The 22,886-nt window shown below is 40.3% G+C and carries 18 protein-coding genes; 13 read left to right on the plus strand and 5 right to left on the minus strand.

What is annotated here, in order from left to right; all coding sequences use genetic code 11:
- The first annotated feature begins 555 nt into the window (after positions 1–555).
- The 3 genes from ACMZOO_RS13025 to ACMZOO_RS13035 all read left to right on the plus strand — a co-directional run bounded on the left by ACMZOO_RS13025 (position 556) and on the right by ACMZOO_RS13035 (position 5,904).
- On the plus strand, positions 556–1,335 hold the full coding sequence (locus ACMZOO_RS13025) for a divergent polysaccharide deacetylase family protein (protein ID WP_440903769.1): 780 nt from the start codon (positions 556–558) through the stop codon (positions 1,333–1,335).
- 85 nt (positions 1,336–1,420) lie between these two features.
- A complete protein-coding gene (locus ACMZOO_RS13030) occupies positions 1,421–4,234 on the plus strand; it encodes an insulinase family protein (protein ID WP_440903770.1) in 2,814 nt (937 codons plus the stop codon).
- Positions 4,235–4,407: 173 nt separating this feature from the next.
- Positions 4,408–5,904 (plus strand): MFS transporter, encoded by a 1,497-nt coding sequence (locus ACMZOO_RS13035; RefSeq protein WP_440903771.1) that lies wholly within the window; start codon positions 4,408–4,410, stop codon positions 5,902–5,904.
- A 52-nt stretch (positions 5,905–5,956) separates the two neighbouring features.
- Here ACMZOO_RS13035 and ACMZOO_RS13040 read toward each other — a convergent pair whose 3' ends face one another.
- Positions 5,957–6,904 (minus strand): diguanylate cyclase, encoded by a 948-nt coding sequence (locus ACMZOO_RS13040; protein ID WP_440903772.1) that lies wholly within the window; start codon positions 6,902–6,904, stop codon positions 5,957–5,959.
- A 3-nt stretch (positions 6,905–6,907) separates the two neighbouring features.
- Positions 6,908–7,231, minus strand: a complete 324-nt coding sequence (locus tag ACMZOO_RS13045) for an Hpt domain-containing protein (RefSeq protein WP_440903773.1) — start codon at positions 7,229–7,231, stop codon at positions 6,908–6,910.
- Between the two features lie 98 nt (positions 7,232–7,329).
- Here ACMZOO_RS13045 and ACMZOO_RS13050 point away from each other — a divergent pair, with 98 nt between their 5' ends.
- Positions 7,330–7,533, plus strand: coding sequence for a DUF1289 domain-containing protein (locus ACMZOO_RS13050; RefSeq protein WP_440903774.1), 204 nt, complete (start codon positions 7,330–7,332; stop codon positions 7,531–7,533).
- Positions 7,534–8,071: 538 nt separating this feature from the next.
- On the opposite strand, the gene ACMZOO_RS13055 is transcribed toward ACMZOO_RS13050, so the two are convergent.
- A complete protein-coding gene (locus ACMZOO_RS13055; RefSeq protein ID WP_440903775.1) occupies positions 8,072–9,463 on the minus strand; it encodes a PhoH family protein in 1,392 nt (463 codons plus the stop codon).
- A 943-nt stretch (positions 9,464–10,406) separates the two neighbouring features.
- On the opposite strand from ACMZOO_RS13055, the gene nadC reads away from it, so the two are divergent.
- The 7 genes from nadC to ACMZOO_RS13090 all read left to right on the plus strand — a co-directional run bounded on the left by nadC (position 10,407) and on the right by ACMZOO_RS13090 (position 17,827).
- The gene (gene nadC, locus ACMZOO_RS13060) at positions 10,407–11,276 is read left to right on the plus strand and encodes a carboxylating nicotinate-nucleotide diphosphorylase (RefSeq protein WP_440903776.1); all 870 of its coding nucleotides are present in this window, start codon (positions 10,407–10,409) and stop codon (positions 11,274–11,276) included.
- Positions 11,277–11,381: 105 nt separating this feature from the next.
- Positions 11,382–12,815: a tRNA (N6-isopentenyl adenosine(37)-C2)-methylthiotransferase MiaB gene (gene miaB, locus ACMZOO_RS13065; protein WP_016953987.1), complete on the plus strand. Its 1,434-nt coding sequence runs from the start codon at positions 11,382–11,384 to the stop codon at positions 12,813–12,815.
- Between the two features lie 27 nt (positions 12,816–12,842).
- Entirely contained in the window at positions 12,843–13,865 is a 1,023-nt protein-coding gene (locus ACMZOO_RS13070) for a PhoH family protein (RefSeq protein WP_440903777.1), read from the plus strand.
- Complete coding sequence (gene ybeY / locus ACMZOO_RS13075) at positions 13,855–14,346, plus strand: rRNA maturation RNase YbeY (protein WP_440903778.1); 492 nt, start codon at positions 13,855–13,857, stop codon at positions 14,344–14,346. The genes ACMZOO_RS13070 and ybeY overlap by 11 nt, the downstream gene beginning before the upstream one ends.
- A gap of 21 nt (positions 14,347–14,367) precedes the next feature.
- On the plus strand, positions 14,368–15,246 hold the full coding sequence (corC, locus tag ACMZOO_RS13080) for a CNNM family magnesium/cobalt transport protein CorC (RefSeq protein ID WP_440903779.1): 879 nt from the start codon (positions 14,368–14,370) through the stop codon (positions 15,244–15,246).
- Positions 15,246–16,841: an apolipoprotein N-acyltransferase gene (gene lnt, locus ACMZOO_RS13085; protein WP_440903780.1), complete on the plus strand. Its 1,596-nt coding sequence runs from the start codon at positions 15,246–15,248 to the stop codon at positions 16,839–16,841. The genes corC and lnt overlap by 1 nt, the downstream gene beginning before the upstream one ends.
- A 2-nt stretch (positions 16,842–16,843) precedes the next feature.
- Complete coding sequence (locus tag ACMZOO_RS13090; protein ID WP_440903781.1) at positions 16,844–17,827, plus strand: Gfo/Idh/MocA family protein; 984 nt, start codon at positions 16,844–16,846, stop codon at positions 17,825–17,827.
- Here ACMZOO_RS13090 and ACMZOO_RS13095 read toward each other — a convergent pair.
- A complete protein-coding gene (locus tag ACMZOO_RS13095; protein WP_440903782.1) occupies positions 17,824–18,210 on the minus strand; it encodes a type II toxin-antitoxin system VapC family toxin in 387 nt (128 codons plus the stop codon). The two genes, ACMZOO_RS13090 and ACMZOO_RS13095, sit on opposite strands and share 4 nt — an antisense overlap.
- Complete coding sequence (locus ACMZOO_RS13100; RefSeq protein ID WP_440903783.1) at positions 18,207–18,440, minus strand: type II toxin-antitoxin system Phd/YefM family antitoxin; 234 nt, start codon at positions 18,438–18,440, stop codon at positions 18,207–18,209. Before ACMZOO_RS13100 ends, ACMZOO_RS13095 begins: the two co-directional genes overlap by 4 nt.
- 324 nt (positions 18,441–18,764) lie before the next feature.
- On the opposite strand from ACMZOO_RS13100, the gene ACMZOO_RS13105 reads away from it, so the two are divergent.
- Positions 18,765–21,863 (plus strand): SLBB domain-containing protein, encoded by a 3,099-nt coding sequence (locus ACMZOO_RS13105; protein WP_440903784.1) that lies wholly within the window; start codon positions 18,765–18,767, stop codon positions 21,861–21,863.
- A 16-nt stretch (positions 21,864–21,879) separates the two neighbouring features.
- Entirely contained in the window at positions 21,880–22,878 is a 999-nt protein-coding gene (locus tag ACMZOO_RS13110; protein WP_440903785.1) for a Wzz/FepE/Etk N-terminal domain-containing protein, read from the plus strand.
- The last annotated feature ends 8 nt before the right edge of the window (positions 22,879–22,886 follow it).

Here is a 22,886-nt window from a genome sequence, read left to right on the forward strand (position 1 = left end):
GCTCGCAAAAGATATCCCTATCTTTTGAAGTTTTGCTCACAACATTTCCATCAACCTTCTCGGCATTTTTATTGCTGATAGCACTATGACTATTCTCATATTTTGTCGCATAACTTTACGTGTTCGCAGCAAAACAATTATCAAGGAAAGGTGGTTGGGAGTGTTTTTTGCAAAACTTCCAATCGGTAGGGATACCGTTTGAGAGCGGGCCATGGATGGCCTTGCAGCGATTTTGCAAAAAATATCGCAACCAACTTGACCTTCTATGGCACAATTCTTAAAGCTCCATAAACACACTCCCAACCGTCTTTCCATACACTTATATTGCAGGAACGAAAAGCGATTTTAGAAAATTATGCTTCGACAGGACTCTGTTACTCGGTTTTTATAGCGCTAAAAGGAACTCCCCTTAAACGACCGTGCACTGAATATAGAAAATCACGCATAGAGATGGCTTGGATGCACCGCAACTTAAACTAATTTTACGGCATTTAAGTTGCCATTCGTGGCCGAAATATCTAAACTGCGTCGGTCATTTTTTAGAAGAACTGCGCTGTGAATTTATATAAAAAAATAAAAAACAAAAGCTTACAACTAGCCAGCTTATTGGCACTACAATGGGTTGTATTAACCTCATATGCGCATGCAGAAATAGCGATTATTATTGACGATGTCGGCTATCGCGCAACAGACCGCGCGCTACTTACACTTCCACCCGAAATTACCTTATCAATGTTGCCCCACACCCCACATGGCAAAGAGCTTGCTGATTTAGCCAGTGCGCGCGGCCACGAAATTATGCTGCATTTACCAATGGAATCACTCAGCGGACAAACGCTAGAGCCGGGAACAATTTATAGCAGCATGTCAGAGCAACAAATCACCCAAACACTTGAAACCGCGATAGCTCAGTACCCACAAGTTATTGGGGTGAACAATCATATGGGCAGTAAACTAACTCAAATGGAAAAGCCGCTAGCGGCGATTATGCGCGTACTGAAAAAACACAATTTGTATTTTGTTGATAGCCGCACCAGCAGTGCGTCGCAGGCGTTAATTGTGGCTCAGCAAAACGGGGTGACAGCATATCGTCGGCATGTATTTTTAGACAACGAAATAGACGAAGTGGCTATTCAACGCCAGTTAAATAAAGTGCTGCATTTAGCCACCAAAAAACAAACTGTTATTGCTATTGGCCACCCGCATCCACAAACAATTGCAGTTTTGCAAAAGTTTTTTGCTCAGTACACAGCTAATGCAATTGCTTTGCAGCGAGTGTCTGATTTAGCGCCAGCGCAAGTTCATATTGCCAAACATGTGTCTTATGCCGAATGACACGCGTTTAAATAAATCGAATTAAACTAACAAACAAAAATTGAGTCTTACCACTCACTAAAAAAACAAGCACGAGGATTTTTGCGTGACACTGCACAACAAACTTATCATCACAATTACCTGTTTATGCAGCTTAGTTGTCGGCTGTAATAGCACTGACAAAGTGGCTGAAGTGAAACCTGTTATAAATACTAAACCTGTAGAAATAGTTAAAAGCCCAAGAGACGACAGGGAATATCAATATTTAGTCCTAAATAACCAATTAAAAGTATTGTTAATATCCGATCCTCAATCTGAACAATCTGTTGCATCACTTGCAGTAGGGGTAGGTAGTTACCACAATCCTAAAAGCCAACCAGGCTTAGCGCATTTTGTTGAGCATATGCTGTTTTTAGGCTCAGAAAAATATCCAGAGCCGTCTGGCTATTTTAACTTTATCGAAACCAAAGGTGGGTCGAGCAACGCCTATACAGCCAAAGATCACACTAACTATTATTTCTCTATTCCGAATGAACATTATCAAGGCGCGTTAGACAGATTTTCGGATTACTTTATCAGCCCACTGTTTGATCCAGTTTATGTGGACAAAGAACGCACAGCGGTAGATAACGAATGGACTAAACGCAAATCGCACGATGGTGTGATTATGCAACGTGTGCGCGGCCATACTGGCAATCCTGAACATCCAGTCAGCCAAATTAGCGTTGGTAATTTGCAAACACTTACCGATAAAGCGGATAGCAAATTGTTAGATGAAGCAGTTGGGTTTTATAAAAAACATTATTCAGCTAATCAGATGAACTTAGTATTGGCTGGCCCACAAAACTTAGCTGAACTTGCTCGACTAGCAAATGAGTATTTTGCTGCAATAAAAAATACTCAGGTGAAAACCGATAAAATATCCGTACCCGGTATTACTGCAGATACGTTAAACCAACATATTTATTATCAGCCGCAGCAAACGCATAAATTGCTCTTTATTGAGTTTGCGTTAACAGACAATAGTACCGACTGGCAGTATCAAGCAAATCGTTATTTAAGTTATATTTTAAGCTCAGAAGAGCCGGGCACTTTAGGTGAATATTTACGTAAACAAAACTTAGCAATTTCAAGCTCAGTGCAATTCGCGCCAGACTATTATGGTAAGGACGGTTTTGTGCAAATTCATGTGTCATTAACCGATGAAGGAATCAATAAAACAGATCAAATCATCGCGGCCACTTTGGCCTACATTAATCTGATTAAACAGCAAGGTGTTAGCGAGCAATATTACCAAGAGCTTGCGGCTATGGCGGTGGATGAATTTAATAATGGCGCTAAAGGTAATTTAATGCATACAGCCGTTAATTTAAGCGCAACTTTATTTGATACACCTGCTGAAAATGTATTAAATCGCGCTGCTGTATTCGCTGATTTTAATGCAGATAAAATTAACCAAGTGCTGGCGCAAATGTCTGTTAATAATATACGTGTATGGCATGTTTACCCGCAAGTTGAAGTAAACCAACCAATTGACCACTACAACGGCCAATACGCAGTAAAAGCTATTACTGCTGACGAACAAAACAAATGGCAAAATGCGAGCCAAAACATTGCCATGCAATTGCCAAAAACTAACGAGTTATTTGATACACAAAAAGACTTAGGCATAACAGTGGAGTTAACCAAACCAACCCAAGTTTATCATCAAGATGGTATTGAAGCTTGGTTAAGCCACAGCCCAAATTATCAACATAACCAAGGTTGGTTAGAGCTCATTATTAACACAGATGTGGGTGACTGGGATGGTCAATATAAAGTGGCATCTCGGGTATTTCTCAATATGTTTGAGCAAGATTTAATTGCACTGCGTGATAAAGCATCTCGTGCCGGAATCAATATTTATATTGAGCCTTATTGGGGCGGCAGTATGCGCTTTAAAATTCAAGGTAAAAGCGCCAAACATTTATTGTTAGCGCAGCAGTTGTTACAAGCTTTAGTTGATTTTAAGCCAACAAAACAAGAGTTTGAACAAGCACTAACTAAATACCAAGAAGAGCTCGCCAATAAAGCTTTAGATACACCTGCAGAGCAGGCACAAAGATTATTAACTCAGCTAATGTACACAGCATTGACGGACGACCAATTATTGCAAGCAAGCAAATATGTGAACTTAGCTGTGGTAAATAAATTTAAGCAGCAATTGTTAAACCGCAACAAAGTACTCATTTTTGCCTACGGCGCTTATCGCCAACATGAACTACTCAGTGCAATTAATACTTACGCGAGCATTTTACCAGCAGAGCGTAAACGTATTGATAGATATAAAAAGCCACTGATGGATATTCATGTTGGTGAGCAACTTAACTTTGCGCATAAAGTTAAACATTCAGATCATGCTGTGTTGGACGCATTTATTGCGCCACGTGAGAGTTTAAAAGATAGCTTGTCACTAAAAGTATTAAATAACTTTTATCACAGTGAATTTTTTGCCCAGTTACGCACCGAAGAACAGTTAGGTTATCAAGTTGCAAGCATGGCATTTGATTACCAGCTAAAACCTATATTCGCTATGTTAGTGCAAAGCAATAACACAGATTACAAAGCGTTGAAAAAGCGTATGGACACATTTAGGAAAGACTTTGCTGTGAAAGTTAATCAACTGACGCAAGCTGAATTTGAACAAGCGCGTGATGGTCTGTTGAGTTATTACCAACAAGCACCGAATAACCTATATGATGAAGCGGGCAGCTATATTTACGATTTTTTTGACAATCAAACTCAGTTTGACAGTAAAGAGCGTAGCATCGAATTGTTGCAGCAACTGACCTTGCAAGATATTCAGCAGCAATATCAAAATATGCTAGTCGGCAAAAAACATATGGAATTGTTAATTCAATTACGTGGTAGCAAGCAATAGCCAACCCATAGAAACCAGCGGGTTAACTTAACCCGCTGACTCCTTAACCGCCCTAATTTTCAATTACTTCGCTGCATACGTATGCATATAAAAACCTGATTACAAAAAAAAGTCGGGTGATAGAATGTTAAAAATTCGTATTAAATTTTTAACATTATGAGCAGTGAATTATTATGAAACAGCCTAAGTTATCGTTTTGGCAAATCTGGAATGTCAGTTTTGGCTTTTTTGGTGTGCAAATTGGTTTTGCACTGCAAAATGCCAACATGAGTCGCGTTTTCTCTGATTTAGGAGCAAACCTTTATTCATTGTCGTTTATGTGGTTGTTAGCACCACTTATGGGGGTGATTATTCAACCTATTGTGGGTGCAAGCTCTGACAGAACTTGGACTCGTTTAGGTCGTCGAAGCCCATTTATTTTAGGTGGTGCATTAACGGCTGGTGTCGCAATGATATTAATGCCACAAGCGCCAGTGTTTGTAAGTTTTATCATGCCTATGTTATTTGGTTTGATAATGCTTGCGGTAATGGATGCTGCTTTTAACGTTGCATTCCAACCGTTTAGAGCTTTAGTGTCTGACATGGTGCCGGGCGAGCAACGCAACCAAGGTTATTCAATTCAATCTTTGTTAATCAACATGGGCGCAATTATCGGCTCAATTTTACCTTTTGTTTTAACTAATGTTTTATTGCTGAGTAACGAAGCTGAATTAGGTGAAGTAGCCGAAACTGTAGCTTGGTCTTTCTACCTTGGTGCGTTCATTATGATAGCGTCAGTTGTATGGACTGTGGTTAAAACTAAAGAATACGCGCCAGCTGAATATCGTCAATATAAAGGCTTAGCTGAAGAGCCAGCAGAAGTTGAGAAAAAAAGCCTGACAGAAAAAGCGCAAGGTATGTGGCAGCTGATGACGTCTATGCCAAAAACCATGAAGCAGCTGGCGTTTGTACAGTTTTTCTCATGGTTCCCGATGTTTTTAATGTGGGTATATATTTTGGCGGCAATTACTCAAACATCGTGGGGAATAGATCCTAATTGGTTTAATGCTGACTATATTAAATCTGTTGAAGCTGTACCGGCAGAAATCAGTGCTGCTAAAGGCGCTGCCGGTGATTGGCTGGGTATTTTATATGCCATGATGTACATAGCCGCCGCTTTGTTTTCTATGGTTATGGGTAAAATGGCCAATACCTTTGGACGTAAATTTACCTATGCAGTGGGTTTGTTAGCAGGCGCTATTGGTTTCTTATCTATGGGCTTGTTCACTCAAGCTGAAATTGTTGAAGTGAATTTATTAATAGCACAAGTTGAAATTCCAGCAGGTGCACTAGGTTTGTTAGTACCTATGATAGGTGTAGGTATTGCTTGGGCAGCTATTATCGCTATGCCATATTCTATATTAGCTGGTGCGTTACCTGCGGATAAAACCGGTGTATATATGGGTATATTTAACTTTACCGTTGCAGGCCCGCAAATCGTTTGTGGTATTATTGCTGGCCCAATTTTATTGTATCTATTTGATAATAATGCAATTGGTATGATGTGGTTAGCAGGTGCATCTTTAGTATTGGGTGCAATTTCGGTTTGTTTCGTAAATGACAGTAAAGAAGCTGAAAACACAGAGTCAAAAAAGGCAGGCGCTAATTCTGCTGAAAACTCACCTGCATAGTTAACCTATAATTGGTGTAAAAAAGTGCGTGGTAATAATAAATTACCACGCATTAACTTTTAGCCATATTCTCAGCAACAACTCTATTCCGGCCAGCTTGTTTCGCTTTGTATAATTGTTGATCAGCAAATTCTTGCAATACAGTGTAAGAATCTGAAATAGTTGGAATGGTTGAGGAAACTCCCAAACTTACGGTAATGAAATCAGCTGCTGTACTAAATTCGTGTGGTATAGCTAACTGAATAATTGCATTACGAATTTTTTCTGCAACGCTAGATGCAGCTCGCAATTCTGTATTCGGCAAGATGATCGCAAATTCTTCACCACCATAGCGTGCGACATGATCGCCACTACGCATTACTTGATCAGATAAACATTTAGCCACGGCCTTTAACGTTTGATCGCCTAAACTGTGACCATAGTGATCGTTATATTGTTTGAAATAATCGATATCTAACATGATTAACGAAATTGGACTCTCAGCGCGCGCAGCGCGTCGCCACTCTTGGACAAAAGTTTCGTCGTAATTTCGTCGGTTAGGGATTTCTGTTAAGCCGTCAAGCAAGGCGAGCTTTTCTAATAGAGCTGACTTTTTCTTCAACGAGATCTGGTTTCGAATACGCGCATGTACAACCGACATATTGAATGGTTTAGGAATATAATCCATAGCGCCAAGCTCTAAACCTTTTGCTTCGTCTTCAGCTGAATCTTTACCGGTAATAAAAATAACAGGGATGTTTTTTAAATGGTCACTTTGTCTAATTTCTAACAAAACTTGGTAGCCATCTATATTAGGCATTTGAATATCCAGCAATACCAAGTCTATTAGTTGATGATACTTATTGAGCACTTCTAATGCTTGGTATCCATCAGAAGCGGTAAATACTTCGTACAACTGTGAAAGCGCGGATTGTAATATATGAGAATTGATTTCTTGGTCGTCAACAACCAATATACAAGGACGGTTTTTACCTGTCGCTATGTTGTCATCTACGTACATAATTTACCAAGAAGATGTTTCTTCAATTACTTTTTGCAGCGCATTGTTAAATTCTATAACTAAAGCTTCTGTGTCTAAATTGTCTGCTCGTAACTCCGTCTCGAGAACTTTTGCATGATTGTACAGTTCCACCATACTCAAATTGCCAGCTGCGCCTTTAATCGAATGCACTAATACTGCTGCATCTTTTAATTGCCCTGACGAAACGAGTGTTGTGACTTCTTCTGCTGAATTTTTATATTGGTCGGTAAATTTATTTACCAACATCACAAATAGTTGTTCGTTACCTGCTAATCTTTCTAGCGCATCTGCTTTGTCGATTACCATACAAGTTTCCTTTAGAATAAACCTATAGTGTAAGTATAGGTATATTTTTACTAACTTAAAGTTAATCTATTAATTTTAATCAGGTTGTTGCTAAATTTATGAGTCAGTTCGATTTTTCTAATATTAATGCAGTTAAAAATCCGTGTATTGGTTATTGCCAATTGAATGAAGATGATGTGTGTAAAGGCTGTGGTCGTACTAAAGATGAGCGCACTGATTGGATTTTTTTATCGGACGATGAGAAGCGTAAAATAGCTGATGATGCAAAAGTTCGGCTAGCGGCAATTAAAGAAGCAGAATAGGGCTTTTTCGCTGGAAAAGCGGGGCATAGAAGGTCAAGGTGCTCGCAATATTTTTTGCAAAATCGCTTCGAGGCCATCCATGGCCCGCTCTCAAACGGTATCCCTACCGATTGGACGTTTTGCAAAAAACATTTACGATCACCTTTCCTAAACATATTTGTTGCTATTAGCGGCATCGAAGCAATGCCAATGCTTAATAAAAGCGGGCTCAAAAGCGACTTATTGGTTGAGGACTGTGATTAGATTTACCAAAGCAGAACGTCCTTTTCAGGGGCGAACCTGAAAAAGAAATTTTGCTCTAAGTTAATGCCCTAGCACTTTCCTGGTATGGAATTGCGTGATATTTAATCTGTCGTCTGCATTTTCAAGTAGCGATAGATGAGCTAAATAAAAGTGTACGCGAATGCTGGTTTTCTAAAACTTCACAAGATATGGATATCTTGTGCGAGCGGCCCATGGATGGGTTTAAAGCGTTTTTAGAAAACCATGCTTCGCGTGCGCTTGTTTGCACTGAGCGCAACGCAATCTATTCCAAGCGCTACAAATTTTTCTCCGCAAACGACGCTAACCTAGAACGCATAACACCTGCAATATGCACAGTCGCGCTGCCTTCAAAGTCTTTAAATCGCTCAACTATATAAGTTAAACCAGAGGTTAGAGGACTCAAATAATTACTGTCAATTTGTGCCAAGTTACCGCAGCAAATTAACTTAGTGCCTTCACCCGCACGAGTAATAATGGTTTTTAACTGAGACGATGTCATATTTTGGCACTCGTCCAAAATAACAATCGACTTTTGAATACTACGGCCACGCATAAAGTTAACCGACTTAAATTGAATATTCGCTTTCTCAATAATATAACGTGTGCTGCCTTCGCGACACTCGTCGTGGCGATGCAAAAAGTCTAAAGAATCGCTAATCGCCCCTAACCAAGGTGCCATTTTCTCTTCTTCAGTACCCGGTAAAAAACCAATGGATTCAGCAATCTCAGGCGTGTTGCGGGTTACTATTATTTTTTCGTAAATGCCTTTCTCCACCACCATTTCTAAAGCGGCAGCCAAGGCTAATAAAGTTTTACCACTACCTGCAGGGCCGGTTAACAAGCATAAATCAATGTTGGTATCTAACAGGGCATCTAACGCCATGGCTTGATGGAAGTTTTTCGGCGAAATGCCCCAAGCATGACGACCCATTAAACGTTCGTAACCAAGGTCTTTAAGTTTTACCTGGCTATCATTGTGCTCTATCACCTTACCCGCAAAGCTTTTTGCTTCATCAAAAATATATTGGTTGATAAAAATGGTTGAAGGAAGCGCGGAACGTTCAACTGTGTGAATTGCTTCTCTGCCTTCGGTTTCACTATCGCAACTTTTTACTTTTGACCAAAACTCACCTTCAATTTCAGCATAACCTGTACTTAAGTATTTAAGATCTGAAATTAATTGGTCGGTGCGGTAATCTTCAACACGTTCCATACCTGCACCTTTGGCTTTCAGGCGCATGTTGATATCTTTTGTCACTAAGATAACGGGTTGCGGAAATTTATCTTTTTGCAAATGCAATGCAGCGTTGATGATTGTGTTGTCATTTTCGGGGCCAGGTAAAGTAACCCGTTCGTTTTTGAGTAGGTGGTCTGGATAAATGGCCAAGCGTCCGGTTGAACCATGTTCACTTTGATACCTTTTCATCGGCACACCTTCGGCTATTTCCTCTGGTGTGGCGTCTTTTAATGCTTCTTCCAACGCGCGAATAGCAATACGTGCGTCGCGGCTAACGTCTTTTTTCCGGTCTTTAATTGCGTCGAGCTCTTCAAGCACAATCATTGGGATATAGACGTCATGTTCTTGGAAATTGAGAAAGGCGAAAGGTTCGTGTAGCAGTATGTTGGTGTCGAGTACGTATATCTTGGTCATTTGGTCGTTGCTCATCAGACCCCCTTGATGCTTTTTTATGAACCGTATTCAGCTTTTTCAGACTTAGCTGAAATATGGCAGGTTGGTTTTATGTCGCGTCATTGCGTTTCTAATTTTACTATCGTTTTAAATTGGAAGAAGAGCAAGTATTTTTTACTGAAATATTTGAGCCGAAACCAGAATGTCTGATAAAACTATGCTTCAAGTTGACTTTATTGCACTGTAGTTAAGGCGCTGCTAATTTTGAGGCATAGAAAGTTGAGCTAGTTCGAGATGTTTCTCAAAACAGCTGGAAGTTTCGTGCTATATATCGAAGCTTGATGGAATATTGTTCGCAAAAACGCTTCGAGCCCATCCTTGGGTCGCTCGCAAAAGATATCCCTATCTTTTGAAGTTTTGCTCACAACATTTCCATCAATCTTCTTTATCTCTACGGCGCTAATCTATTCTCAGACTTTTGGTCGCATAGCTGCACATGTTTGCAGCAAAACAATTGCTAAGGAAAGGTGGTTGGGAGTGTTTTTTGCAAAACTTCCAATCGGTAGGGATACCGTTTGAGAGCGGGCCATGGATGGCCTTGCAGCGATTTTGCAAAAAATTTCGCAACCAGCTTGACGTTCTATGGCACAGTTGTAGGAAACGCTTCCACAAGCCTATATACCTTTATGTAATTATCGTTTGATATTTAAATACTTCACTTTTGCGATCAACAATTACAGAAAAAGCATTAAGGCGATAACTTAGAGCAAAATCTCTTTTTCAGGGATGAAAAAGCGAAGCGTACATGGAAGTATTCACAGCGTTTTTGCGAAAGTTATGGCTTAATGATTTTGAGCATATTGCACTAGTCTTGCTGCGACTTTTCAAACACCACCATGTTCGTTATATGGTGGCTTGATTGCACATTACACTCCACAACAGATATAATCCCCGCATTTCGAGCAAACAAAGAACACCCATGACCTCACAGTTACCGCAAAACTTGCAAACAAACATAGAACAAATGGTCGCACTGGCACTATTTGAAGATCTAAATGGCACAGATGCCAGTAATGACATCACAGCGCAATTAATTCCAGCCGAGCAACAAGCAAAAGCTCAGGTTATTAGCCGTGAAGATGCAATATTTTGTGGAAAAGCATGGGTGCTCGAAACTTTTAAACAAATAAATCAACCGGTTGAAATAGAGTTTTTAGTCGAAGATGGCGACGAAGTTGGTAAAAATCAGCCACTTTTCATCTTAACTGGCTCTGCACGTGCTATCTTAACTGGCGAGAGAACGGCGCTAAACTTTGTGCAAACCTTGTCGTCAACAGCAACTATTACCCACGAATATGTGAGTAAAATTGCACATACCCAAACAAACTTGTTGGATACACGTAAAACCATTCCGGGTTTAAGGCTTGCGCAAAAATACGCAACAACTTGTGGTGGTGGTAAAAACCACAGAGTCGGTTTATATGATGCGTTTTTAATAAAAGAGAATCATATAGCGGCGGCAGGCTCGATTGAAAATGCAGTTAAACAAGCAAAAGTTATAGCGCCGGGTAAACCGGTTGAAGTAGAAGTTGAAAACAACAACGAGCTGCTACAAGCATTAAACGCAGGTGCAGATATTATTATGTTGGATAACTACGCGCCAGCTGACATTCCTGCTGCCGTGGAAATAAACCAAAATCACCAAACACCGGCGAAAATTGAAGTATCTGGCGACATCACCTTAGAAACTATCGCAAGTTACGCGCAGCCAGGAGTCGATTTTATCTCAAGCGGTGCACTGTCAAAACACATCAAAGCACTCGATTTATCCTTACGAATCATAGGATAGGCATTAATCGAGCAATTTTCAGGCTTAAACTATGGTTTAAGCCAAGCAAACTGGGTACAATACGCGGTCATTTTTCCCGTTGGTTAAATTTTGGGCGATATTTAAATGGGCAAAAAGCTATTTATTAAAACTTGGGGTTGTCAGATGAACGAATACGATTCGCAAAAAATGGCGGATCTATTAGACTCAACCCACGGATACACACTTGCTGAAGAAGCAGAAGACGCAGATGTGATCCTCCTAAACACATGTTCAATCCGTGAAAAAGCACAAGAAAAAGTGTTCCACCAATTAGGTCGTTGGAAAGAGCTAAAAGACAAAAATCCTGAGTTGGTTATAGGTGTTGGTGGTTGTGTAGCTTCGCAAGAAGGTAAAGCAATTCGCCAGCGCGCACCATATGTTGATATGGTATTTGGTCCACAAACCTTACACCGCTTGCCAGAAATGATTAACCAAATCAAAGCGGGTGATAAGTCTGTCGTCGACGTAAGCTTTCCAGAAATTGAAAAGTTCGATCGTTTGCCAGAGCCGCGTGCTGAAGGGCCAACTGCTTTTGTATCTATAATGGAAGGTTGTTCTAAATACTGCACATTCTGCGTAGTGCCTTACACTCGTGGTGATGAAGTATCACGACCAGTGGATGATGTATTATACGAAATTGCCCAGTTAGCAGAACAAGGTGTACGTGAAGTAAACCTACTAGGCCAAAACGTAAACGCATTCCGTGGTGAAAACTTTGATGGCAGCATTTGCCACTTTTCTGAGTTATTGCGTTTAGTTGCATCTATCGATGGTATCGACCGTATTCGTTACACAACATCACACCCAGTAGAATTTACCGACGACATTATAGAAGTTTATAAAGACTTACCAGAATTAGTCGACCACTTGCACTTGCCAGTGCAATCAGGCTCTGATCACATCTTAAACTTAATGAAACGTGGTCATACTGCAATTGAATACAAGTCAAAAATTCGCAAGCTTAAGAAAATTCGCCCTAACTTAAGCATGTCGTCCGACTTTATTATCGGTTTCCCCGGTGAAAGCAAAGAAGACTTCAAAGCAACAATGGACTTAATTGCCAGCATAGGTTTTGATATGAGCTTTAGCTTTATCTACAGTGCACGCCCTGGTACACCTGCAGCAGATTTACCTGACGATGTTACCGAAGAAGAAAAGAAAGAACGTCTATACTTATTACAGCAACGTATTAATCAGCAATCATTACAAATTGCCCGAGGCATGTTAAATACCGAACAAAGAATTTTAGTAGAAGGCCCATCGAAAAAGAATCCAATGGAGCTTTGTGGCCGTACTGAAAATAATCGAGTGGTTAACTTTGAAGGTCCACACACTTGTATCGGTAAATTTGTTGATGTGAAGATAGTTGACGTGTGGTCAAACTCATTACGCGGCGAATTTATTCGTTCGGAAGAAGAAATGGGTTTACGTGTTGCTACTGCACCAGCTGAAATTTTAGCGAAAAAACAAGTAGCAGTAGACGAAACAGGTGTGGGTGTATTTAACCCAAGCCTGTAATTGAACAAACAAATAAAAGGATAACTCTTGAGTAGCCAGTTAGAATCAATCGAAGTATTTTTAGAACCAGCCGACAGCTTTCGTTTAGCAAGTTTGTGTGGCCCGTTTGACGATAACATCAAACAAATTGAACGTCGTTTAGGGGTAGAAATTACCTACCGTGACAACCAATTTAAAATAACTGGCAAAAAAGATGTGGTGGTGCCTGTTGCAGGTTTATTACGTGACTTATACGTAGAAACACAAATTGTAAAAGGCAAAGCCAGTGAACTTGACTCAGAACAAGTTCACCTTGCTATTCAATCGCTTAAAGTGCTTGAACAATCAAGTGATGACGACGAAATTGGTAAAGAAAGTTTTATCAAAACCAAACGTGGGGTAATTAAACCGCGTAATCCAAACCAAAGTAAATACGTTCATAATGTACTGACTAACGATATTTGTTTTGGTGTTGGCCCTGCTGGTACAGGTAAAACATATTTAGCCGTTGCCTGTGCGGTAGATGCACTCGAGCGCCAAGAAGTGCGCCGTATCTTATTAACTCGCCCCGCAGTTGAAGCCGGTGAAAAACTCGGCTTTTTACCGGGTGATTTAAGCCAAAAAGTCGACCCATATCTAAGGCCACTTTACGACGCCTTGTTTGAAATGCTTGGTTTTGAAAAAGTAGAGCGTTTAATTGAGCGCAGCGTTATCGAAATAGCACCACTAGCTTATATGCGTGGTCGTACCTTAAACGATGCCTTTATTATTTTGGACGAAAGCCAAAACACCACTGTAGAACAAATGAAAATGTTCTTAACCCGTATTGGTTTTAACTCAAAAGCTGTGATCACAGGTGACATCACCCAAGTTGATTTACCACGTGGGCAAAAATCTGGCTTACGCCATGCAATTGAAGTTTTAGAAGGGGTTGAAGACATCAGCTTTAACTTTTTCCGTTCACATGACGTAGTGCGTCACCCAGTTGTGCAAAGAGTTGTTGATGCATACGAGCGCTGGGACGAAATAAAACAGCGCGAACAAAAAGCGAAAAAAGACAATGACGCTTGATGTCTCTAGGATAATGTTAGATCTAGATTTACAAATAGCCTGCGAAGGGGATATCCCACCTGAGTCCAACTTTGTTAAATGGGCGCAGGCAGCTTTGGTTGAGCGCGGTGATGCATTAACCGAAATGTCTATTCGTTTAGTCAACGAAGACGAAAGCCAAGATCTAAACAATACCTACAGACACAAAAATAAACCAACCAATGTATTATCATTTCCATTTGAAAACCCGCCGGGAATTGAATTGCCATTAATTGGTGATTTAGTGATTTGTGCTCAAGTTGTTAGGCGCGAAGCCGAAGAACAAAATAAGCCACTAACAGCCCACTGGGCACACATGGTTATACACGGCTGCTTGCATTTATTAGGTTACGACCATATAGAAGACGAAGAAGCCGAAACAATGGAAAATTTAGAAAGACGAATTTTGTCGCAATTAGGGTTTGACGACCCGTACAAAAGTGACGAAACTATTGATCCCTAACAGAATGAGAAAAAAGCTAACATGAGCGAAGACAATCCTCACTCTAGCAACGGTTCTTCTGGCAAGTCTTGGTTAGATAAACTAGGACAAATGTTTGCAGGAGAACCGCGAAGCCGTGAAGAATTACAGGAAGTTTTTGAAGAAGCCGCCGAGCGTTCTTTAATAGATAACGACACCAAGGAAATGATCGAAGGTGTTATGGACATTGCTGAAATGCGTGTTCGTGATGTGATGATCCCAAGATCGCACATGGTTACCATTGAAAGATCACAACCTGTAGAAGAATTCCTCCCTATCATGATTGAATCTGCGCACAGCCGCTTTCCGGTTATATGCGAAGACAAAGATCATGTTGAAGGCATACTACTTGCCAAAGACCTACTAGCCTACGTTTACCACAATGGTTTTGAAAATTTCACCTTTAATGAACTATTGCGTCCAGCTGTTGTTATTCCAGAGAGCAAACGATTAGACATACTGCTTAAAGACTTTCGTAAAGAAAGATACCATATGGCAATAGTGGTCGACGAATTTGGCAGCGTGTCGGGCCTTGTCACCATTGAAGATATATTAGAACTCATTGTTGGCGAAATTGAAGACGAACACGACGTTCAAGAGCCAGAAGATATTCGCAAAGTCACCAGCTATGTTTATGCTGTGAATGCGTTAACTGAAATTGAAGAATTTAACGACTTTTTCAAAACACAATGGCAAGCAGAAGACGTAGACACAATAGGCGGATTAGTTATACAAGCATTTGGTCACTTACCAACTAAAGGTGAGGCGATAGAAGTAAATGGTTATAACTTTAAAGTAGTTAGCTGCGACGGACGCCGTATCAACCAGCTACAAATGACCATGCCACGCGACAATGCAGAAAACAAGGAAGCCACTGCTTAATGCAACTAGATGCTAAATGCCAAAGTTTACTGCTGTTTGTAGCAGGTGGCCTCGGCACTTTAACATTTGCGCCTTTTTCATTTTCTTGGATGATATTTTTAATATTACCAGGAGTGATTTGGGCCTGCCTGACCGCCTCAACCAAAATGGCCGCAGTATATGCTTTCAGTTTTTCGTTAGGTTGGTTTGGTTTTGGCTTAAGTTGGATATACGTAAGTTTAGACCAACACGGCGGCGTGCCTATGCTTGGCTCTGTCGCGATGATTTTGCTGCTTGCAGCCTATTTATCTATCTATTTTACCGCCGCCTTGACCATAACTCGCTACCTAATGCGCTACAGCTTATATGCATTATGGTTATTGCCCGCTTTTTGGTGTTTGTTTGAATGGCTGCGCAGCTTTGTATTAACCGGTTTTCCGTGGTTGTCGGTTGGCTACAGTCAATTTCACACCATGTGGGGAAAACTCGCACCGTTAATTGGTGAAACAGGCGTAACTTTAGTTGTTGTCGCAATGAGTTTATTGCCCGCTGTATTTAGCATAATTCGAAAGGTCAGTGGCACTCAAACGGTTGCAATTGCAATGTTATTAACCACGATAACTGCAACCAGCCAACACATACTTAGAATTGCTGATTCTCCGGTTCTGCAGCCACCGATAAACCAGCTGCCACGCTCTACCAAATTAATTAACCTAGCATTAGTGCAAGGCAACATAGCGCAGGAAAATCGTTGGCAGCCTGAATATTTATTGCCGACCATGCTCAAATATCAAGATATTAGCCGGCCACATTATTCAAAAACTGATATCGTAATCTGGCCTGAAGCAGCTATACCGGCAATAGAGCCGAACGCACAAGAGTTTCTAGCAAACTTAGACAAAGCCGCCAATTATACCAATACAGCAATAGTGACAGGTATTATTGACTACCGGCCATATTCTGGCGCGTTTTATAATAGTTTGATTGTTGTGGGGCAACAGCAAAGCGAAGCCGGTGATGCGAGCTATTTTCACGGCCACGATAATAGATACAACAAACATCATTTATTGCCGATAGGCGAATTTGTCCCTTTTGAAGATTGGTTACGTCAACTGTCGCCGATATTTGATTTACCTTTTTCTTCTTTTACCCGTGGCGACTATGTTCAGCACGATCTGGTTGCTAAAGGTTTTCATATCACCCCAGCCATTTGTTACGAAATTCTCTTTCCAACACAAATTAGAGACAATTTAACCGAGCAGACAGATTTCATTTTAACCGTCAGTAACGATGCTTGGTTTGGCAATTCACACGGCCCACATCAACATTTAGAAATCGCGCGTATGCGAGCGCTAGAACTCGGTATTCCGATAGTGCGTGCGACCAATACAGGTATTTCTGCAATTATAAATGCAACAGGCAGAATATCAGCGCAAGCACCACAATTTGAGCAACACGTATTAACCTACTTATTACCAATTATTCAGCATCAAACTGTATATAGAAAATATGGTGATTGGTTCGTTTACCTTTGTTATTTAATCAGTATTTGCGCAGTAGTAGGGTATTTTTTACGCAAGAAAAACTATCAACCGCAGGCTACGGAGCAAGTTTAACCATGACAAATTTTAAGTGGGGCATTATCGGCCCAGGACAAATCGCTAATAGATTCGCCGGTGCACTTGCTGCTGATTTTGTCGGTAGCCTATACGCAGTTGGTTGTCGTAGCCAACAACGTGGTGAAGAATTTGCAAAAAAATACGGCGGCGAAAAAGTTTATACAAACTACCAAGATTTAATAAACGATGAACAAATAGACGCTGTTTACATAGCCACTCCGCATAATTTTCATTTTGAACTAGTAAAAAGCTGCCTTAAAGCTAAAAAGCCAGTTTTGTGTGAAAAACCATTAACAGTTACCGCTGCACAAACGGCAGAGCTAATTGAATTAGCTAACGCAAATAACACCTTTTTAATGGAAGCCATGTGGTCGCTATATTTACCTGTATATTTGCAAGCGAATAAATGGATAGCTGAAGGCAAAATTGGTGACATACAATTAATTCGCTCAACTTTCGGTTTTAATATACCTAAAGACGACCCAGAAGACAGAAACCTTAATCCAAACCTAGCAGGTGGCGCACTATTAGACAGAGGCGTATATTGCGTAGCAACCGCCCAATGGTTTATGCAAGAAAAAGCACAAAACATACAAGCAATGGGCACAATAGGTGAAACTGGGGTCGACTTAACCAGCATGGCCAACCTTAGCTATAGCAACAACAAATTTGCCCAATTTAACACCAACCTAGTGTGTAAAACCGAAAACAACCTACATATCTACGGCAGTGAAGGCCGGATAGAAATAAGCAATATGTTTTGGGAAAGCGAAGAAATAACCCTATACACCAACGAAGACAACAGCAAACAAACACTGCAACTACCATTTGCCGTAAATGGCTTTGAATACGAAATAGCTGAAGCAGAAAAATGTATTAAAGAAGGCAAAATACAAAGCGATGTAGTAACCCACCAGTTTACGTTAAATACAATGCAAACCATGGACGAAATATTGGAGCAGTTGCGCTCGGTTTGTAATTAGTTACCCGCGTCGATTAACCTAATTTTATACGGCGGAAATTTTTCATCGCAAGTAATAATTGTTAAACCTTCAGCTTGGGCTTGAGCTATTAACATTCTATCAAATGGATCTTTGTGGTGTTCGGGCAATAAACCCGCTTGATCGCCATGGTACAAACTAATTGGCAGTGGCAAAAAGCCCTCATCTTCAATTAAACTGTCCATATCTTCAGGCGCTTTAAGTTTACCTAAAGCGCGTTTAATTGAAATTTCCCAAGTAGAAGCAGTGCTGACAAATACTTGATTGCGTGGGTCTGCGATAATTTCCCTAGCTTTAACACCTAAGTTTTGGTCATCTGTCAGCCACCACAAAAGTGCATGCGTATCTAACAGAATACGTTTCATAAGTCGGCCTCAAAAAGATCGTTCAACTCTTTAGATTCATTATTGAAAGAAGGATTTAGTTTGATTTGGTCTTTATAACGGCCTGGTTTACGCTCTTTTAAAACAGTCTTATGCGGCACCAATTCAAGGTAAGGTTTGCCTGATTTAGCAATAATAACTGATTCACCACTCCATGCAGCTTCACCTAATTTTGATAACTGAGATTTTGCTTCGTGCATGTTAACTTGCATATTTACTTACCTAGCTTAGCTAAACTTAGCTAAATTTTAGGTTCTACATTGCAAAAAAAGCAATACTCAACACTTAAAGCAGCAAAACATGCGCCATAAATCCGAGGCTTAAGTTAAAACCATCACAATATACCGCCTACCAACAAAAATTAATTCGCAACCATTCATAGTTTTGTTATATTAGCGCGCTATAAACAACGCCTAAAAAAGAACATACAATTATAAGTGTAAAAATACACACATAGACGTTAGACGAGTTTAAAGTTATTAAAAAGCAATTTAACAAAATGTTAAATTGACGTTTCGGATAGGGAAAAACAAAACATGAAGCAGTTCATGCTTGCCAAAATTTTCGCTTTAGCAGCTGGTATTAGCTTGGTACAAACCACCTACGCAGCAGCGCCATCACAAGAACAAATCGCACAATTCAAACAACTACCAAAAGCGCAACAACAAGCATTAGCAGCGCAATATGGTATAAACCTAAACGAAATAAACCAAAGCGTAAATGACGAGAAAGTAACGAATCCAAACGTAGTGACTGCCCGTTCAGTAGATGATGCTGTAGTTACTGAAATTGATAAAGGTTTGTCTAGCAGCACTGGCTTAAAGTCAGACGGTGATGCAAAACAACAAGGCAAAAAAGCGCGAGTATTAAAACCATTTGGTTACGAACTATTTGCCGGCAGCCCATCTACCTTTGCACCCGCAACCGACGTACCTGTACCAAGCGAATACGTAATAGGCCCAGGCGACACCATTAAAGTACAACTATTTGGTAAAGAATATAAAAGCTACGAACTAGCAGTAGACAGAAACGGCACAATAACCATGCCAGAAACCGGCCCACTACAAGTAGTAGGCATGAGTTTTACCGAATTTAAAAACTTTATAAACCAACAAATAGAACAAAAAGTAATAGGCGCAAAAGCTAATGTAACTATGGGCGCATTACGCTCAATTCGTATATTTGTATTGGGCGAAGCATACAAACCAGGTGCCTACACAGTAAGCAGTTTATCTAGCATAACCCATGCGTTATTTGTGTCAGGTGGTATAACTGAGGTTGGTTCATTACGACAAATACAATTAAAACGAAAAGGCCGTGTAGTAACTACATTCGACTTATACGACCTACTGTTAAAGGGTGATACCTCTAACGACACCAACCTACTACCAGGCGATGTAGTATTTATTCCACCAGTAGGCGCTACAGTTGGTGTAGATGGCGAAGTAAAACGTGCAGCCATATATGAACTAAAAGGCGAAGAAACAGCAGACGAAGTAATACAACTAGCCGGTGGTTATTTAGCAACTGCATATCCAAAAGCATCAAAAATTGAGCGTATCTCTAAGCAAGGTGAACGCACAGTAATAGACCTAGATCTCACCCAAAATAACCGTAAACAACAAAAGCTAACCAATGGTGACGTAGTACGAGTATATTCAATACTCGACTCGCGCGAAAATGTAGTGTCGATAGAAGGCCACGTACAACGCCCAGGTGCATTTTCATGGCGTAAAGGTTTACGTATAAGCGACTTAATAAACAATATAAAAGACCTAAAAGCCGAACCAGATTTAATGTACTCAATAGTGGTGCGAGAACAACAACCACTGCGTACCATAAGCGCAATGCAATTTTCGTTAGGTAAAGTATTCGAAAATAGTAACAGTGCAGACAATATCACCTTACAACCGCGCGACAAAGTATATATATTTGGTGCAAACCAATCACGAGAATTAACTAACGTACTTGCACAATTAAGATCTCAAGCGCGCGCAACCGAGCCCGCAAAAGTAGTTTCAATTACAGGTAATGTTGAATTTTCTGGTAGTTATCCGCTTACCAATAGCATGACGGTAGAACAACTACTGCAAGCAGCATACGATTATAAAATTGATACCGACTTAAAATTTGCATTACTACAACGCCGTAATCGCAACCCCAAACGTACTTGGTTTGAACAAATAGACTTAACCAGGAGCAGTACCAAAAACATTCAGCTAAAAGCAGAAGACAGATTATTTGTATTTTCAAGTAACGAATCGCGTAGCGGTCAAATTGGTGACTTAGCCGGTGCATTGTTAGAGTTACAACAACAAACACGTAACGGCGAACCAGCCAATATTGTACAAGTAACAGGTAATGTAAAATTTCCGGCGTACTTTCCGTTAGCAACAGATATGACAGTAGGTGACTTATTATTAGCCGCACACGACATAAAACTAGAAACTGATTTAGATTACATGTTGCTAAAACGCCGCAACTACCTGCTAGACAGATTTGAGTTTGAAACACTCAGTATGCGCAATGCACAAGACTTAAGCCTAAAACTACAACCGCAAGACAAACTATATGTGTTTGCCCAAAACGCATCGCGCGCTGAAGCAATTGCTGATTTAGTTGCACAAATAAAAGCGCAAAACAACAAACAAAACCGTGAACTATTGGTAAATATAAATGGTGAAGTACGTTTTCCGGGTACTTACCCGCTTTCATCAAACATGACTATTGCTGAGTTAGTAGATGCTGCTGGTGGTTATACCGAAGCCAGTTATTTAAACGAAATGAATATCAGCCGCTTTGACTCAAACTTAATTGACTCGTCTGAATTTATATTAGAAACCATAGACCTAACCACAACCAGTATAGAAGAATACCAACTACAACCGCGCGATACAGTACTGGTTAAAAAAATACCAGAGTGGCGTGACCATGAAACAGTTACCTTAATGGGCGAATTTAAGTTCCCGGGCAACTACACAATTAACAAAGGCGAAACCTTAGCTCAGTTAATAAAACGAGCAGGCGGCTTTACTGGTGATGCATTTTTAGATGCTTCAATATTTACCCGCAGCTACTTAAAAGCTAAAGAACAAAAACTATTAGACGAAGCCGAGAAAAAGCTGCGTCGTGAATTAGTTTCAACGCAAATTAATTCAGGTGAAGCCGGTAATGCAGATACCATTCTAGCTTTGTTAGATCAATTGCAAGCGACTCAAGCGACTGGCCGTATGATAATAAATCGCGACCAGTTATTAGATATTGAAGAGTCGGTACAATTACGCGACGGTGACGTACTAATTATTCCAACTATAAACCAAGCTGTATCAGTTATTGGCGAAGTATACGCACCTACCGCGCAAATATATAAAGCCGGTTGGAGTTTAGAGGACTATGTTGCCGCGGCAGGTGGTTATAACCAATTAGCTGAAACTTCTGATGCTTACATAATAAAAGCCAATGGTAGAGTGGTATCAAATATAGGCTGGTTTAGTTTTGATGATGCTGTAGAGCCAGGCGATACCATAGTTGTACCAACAAATGTAGACCCAGTACCTTCGTTAACCATATGGAAAGAAGTTACGGGTATTATTTATCAATCTACTGTAGCTGTTGCAGCTGTCGCAGCGTTGTAAGTTGGGAGTATATACGATGAGCAACCATTTAAGCCATAGCTCTGAAAGTAATGACGAAAAGTTAGATGACGAATTACGCGATAACTGCAAACCGTTCGTGATTGAAACTGTCAACCTGAATCAACTATGGGATATATTATGGAGTGAACGCATCAAGATAATTGTTATGACATTGTTGTTTGCTAGCATATCTGTTTTCGTCGCTTTACTGATCCCTAACCGTTATCAATCTCATACAGTGTTGGTGTCTACTCAAGCCAATTCAGGTGGAGGACTTGCTGGAATATCTTCTAGTTTTGGTGGATTAGCTGCGTTGGCCGGAGTTAATGTAAACCAAGAAAGTAGCCGTATGGAGCAGGCAATTTTACTTGGCCGCAGTTGGCCATTTATAGAGACATTCGTTAATAAGCATGAATTAAAAGCAAAGATAATGGCTACAGAAGGGTTTGATCAAGTTAACAACGAGTTGATTTACGATCTCGATAAATATAACCCAATAAATGGAGAGTGGATGATAAAGGATGGCGAAAGCAGTGAGCCAACTAGCTTTGAGACCTATCAAGTATTCAGGGATATGCTTTCTATCGAACTCGACTCTAAATCTGGCTTGGTGACGATTGCGTTAGAGTTCTATTCTCCTGATTTAGCGTATGAGTGGGTAGTATTGCTGAAAAAAGAGCTGAACCTTTACTTCCAACGCTTAGATACTCTAGAAGCTAAGCAAAACGTAGAATATTTACAGAGAAAGATAGCGGAGACCAATTTGACTGAAATGCATTCTGTATTCTACAAAATGATTGAAAGCCAAACCCAAACTCTTATGCTTGCTGAAAGCAGTTCTGAATATGTATTAAAAACTTTAGTCCCAGCAAAGGTTGCAGAAGAAAAATCTTTCCCTAATAGAGCTATTATTTGTATTGTAATCACTTTCTTGGGAGGGGTGTTTGCTCTAGTCGTAGTCTTAATGCTTCATCATTTTAAAGGCTCTTTTAACAACAACACTAAATGTCATTAGGTCACAGT

It is taken from the genome of Catenovulum sp. SX2 (assembly GCF_052056295.1).
Taxonomy (GTDB): domain Bacteria; phylum Pseudomonadota; class Gammaproteobacteria; order Enterobacterales; family Alteromonadaceae; genus Catenovulum.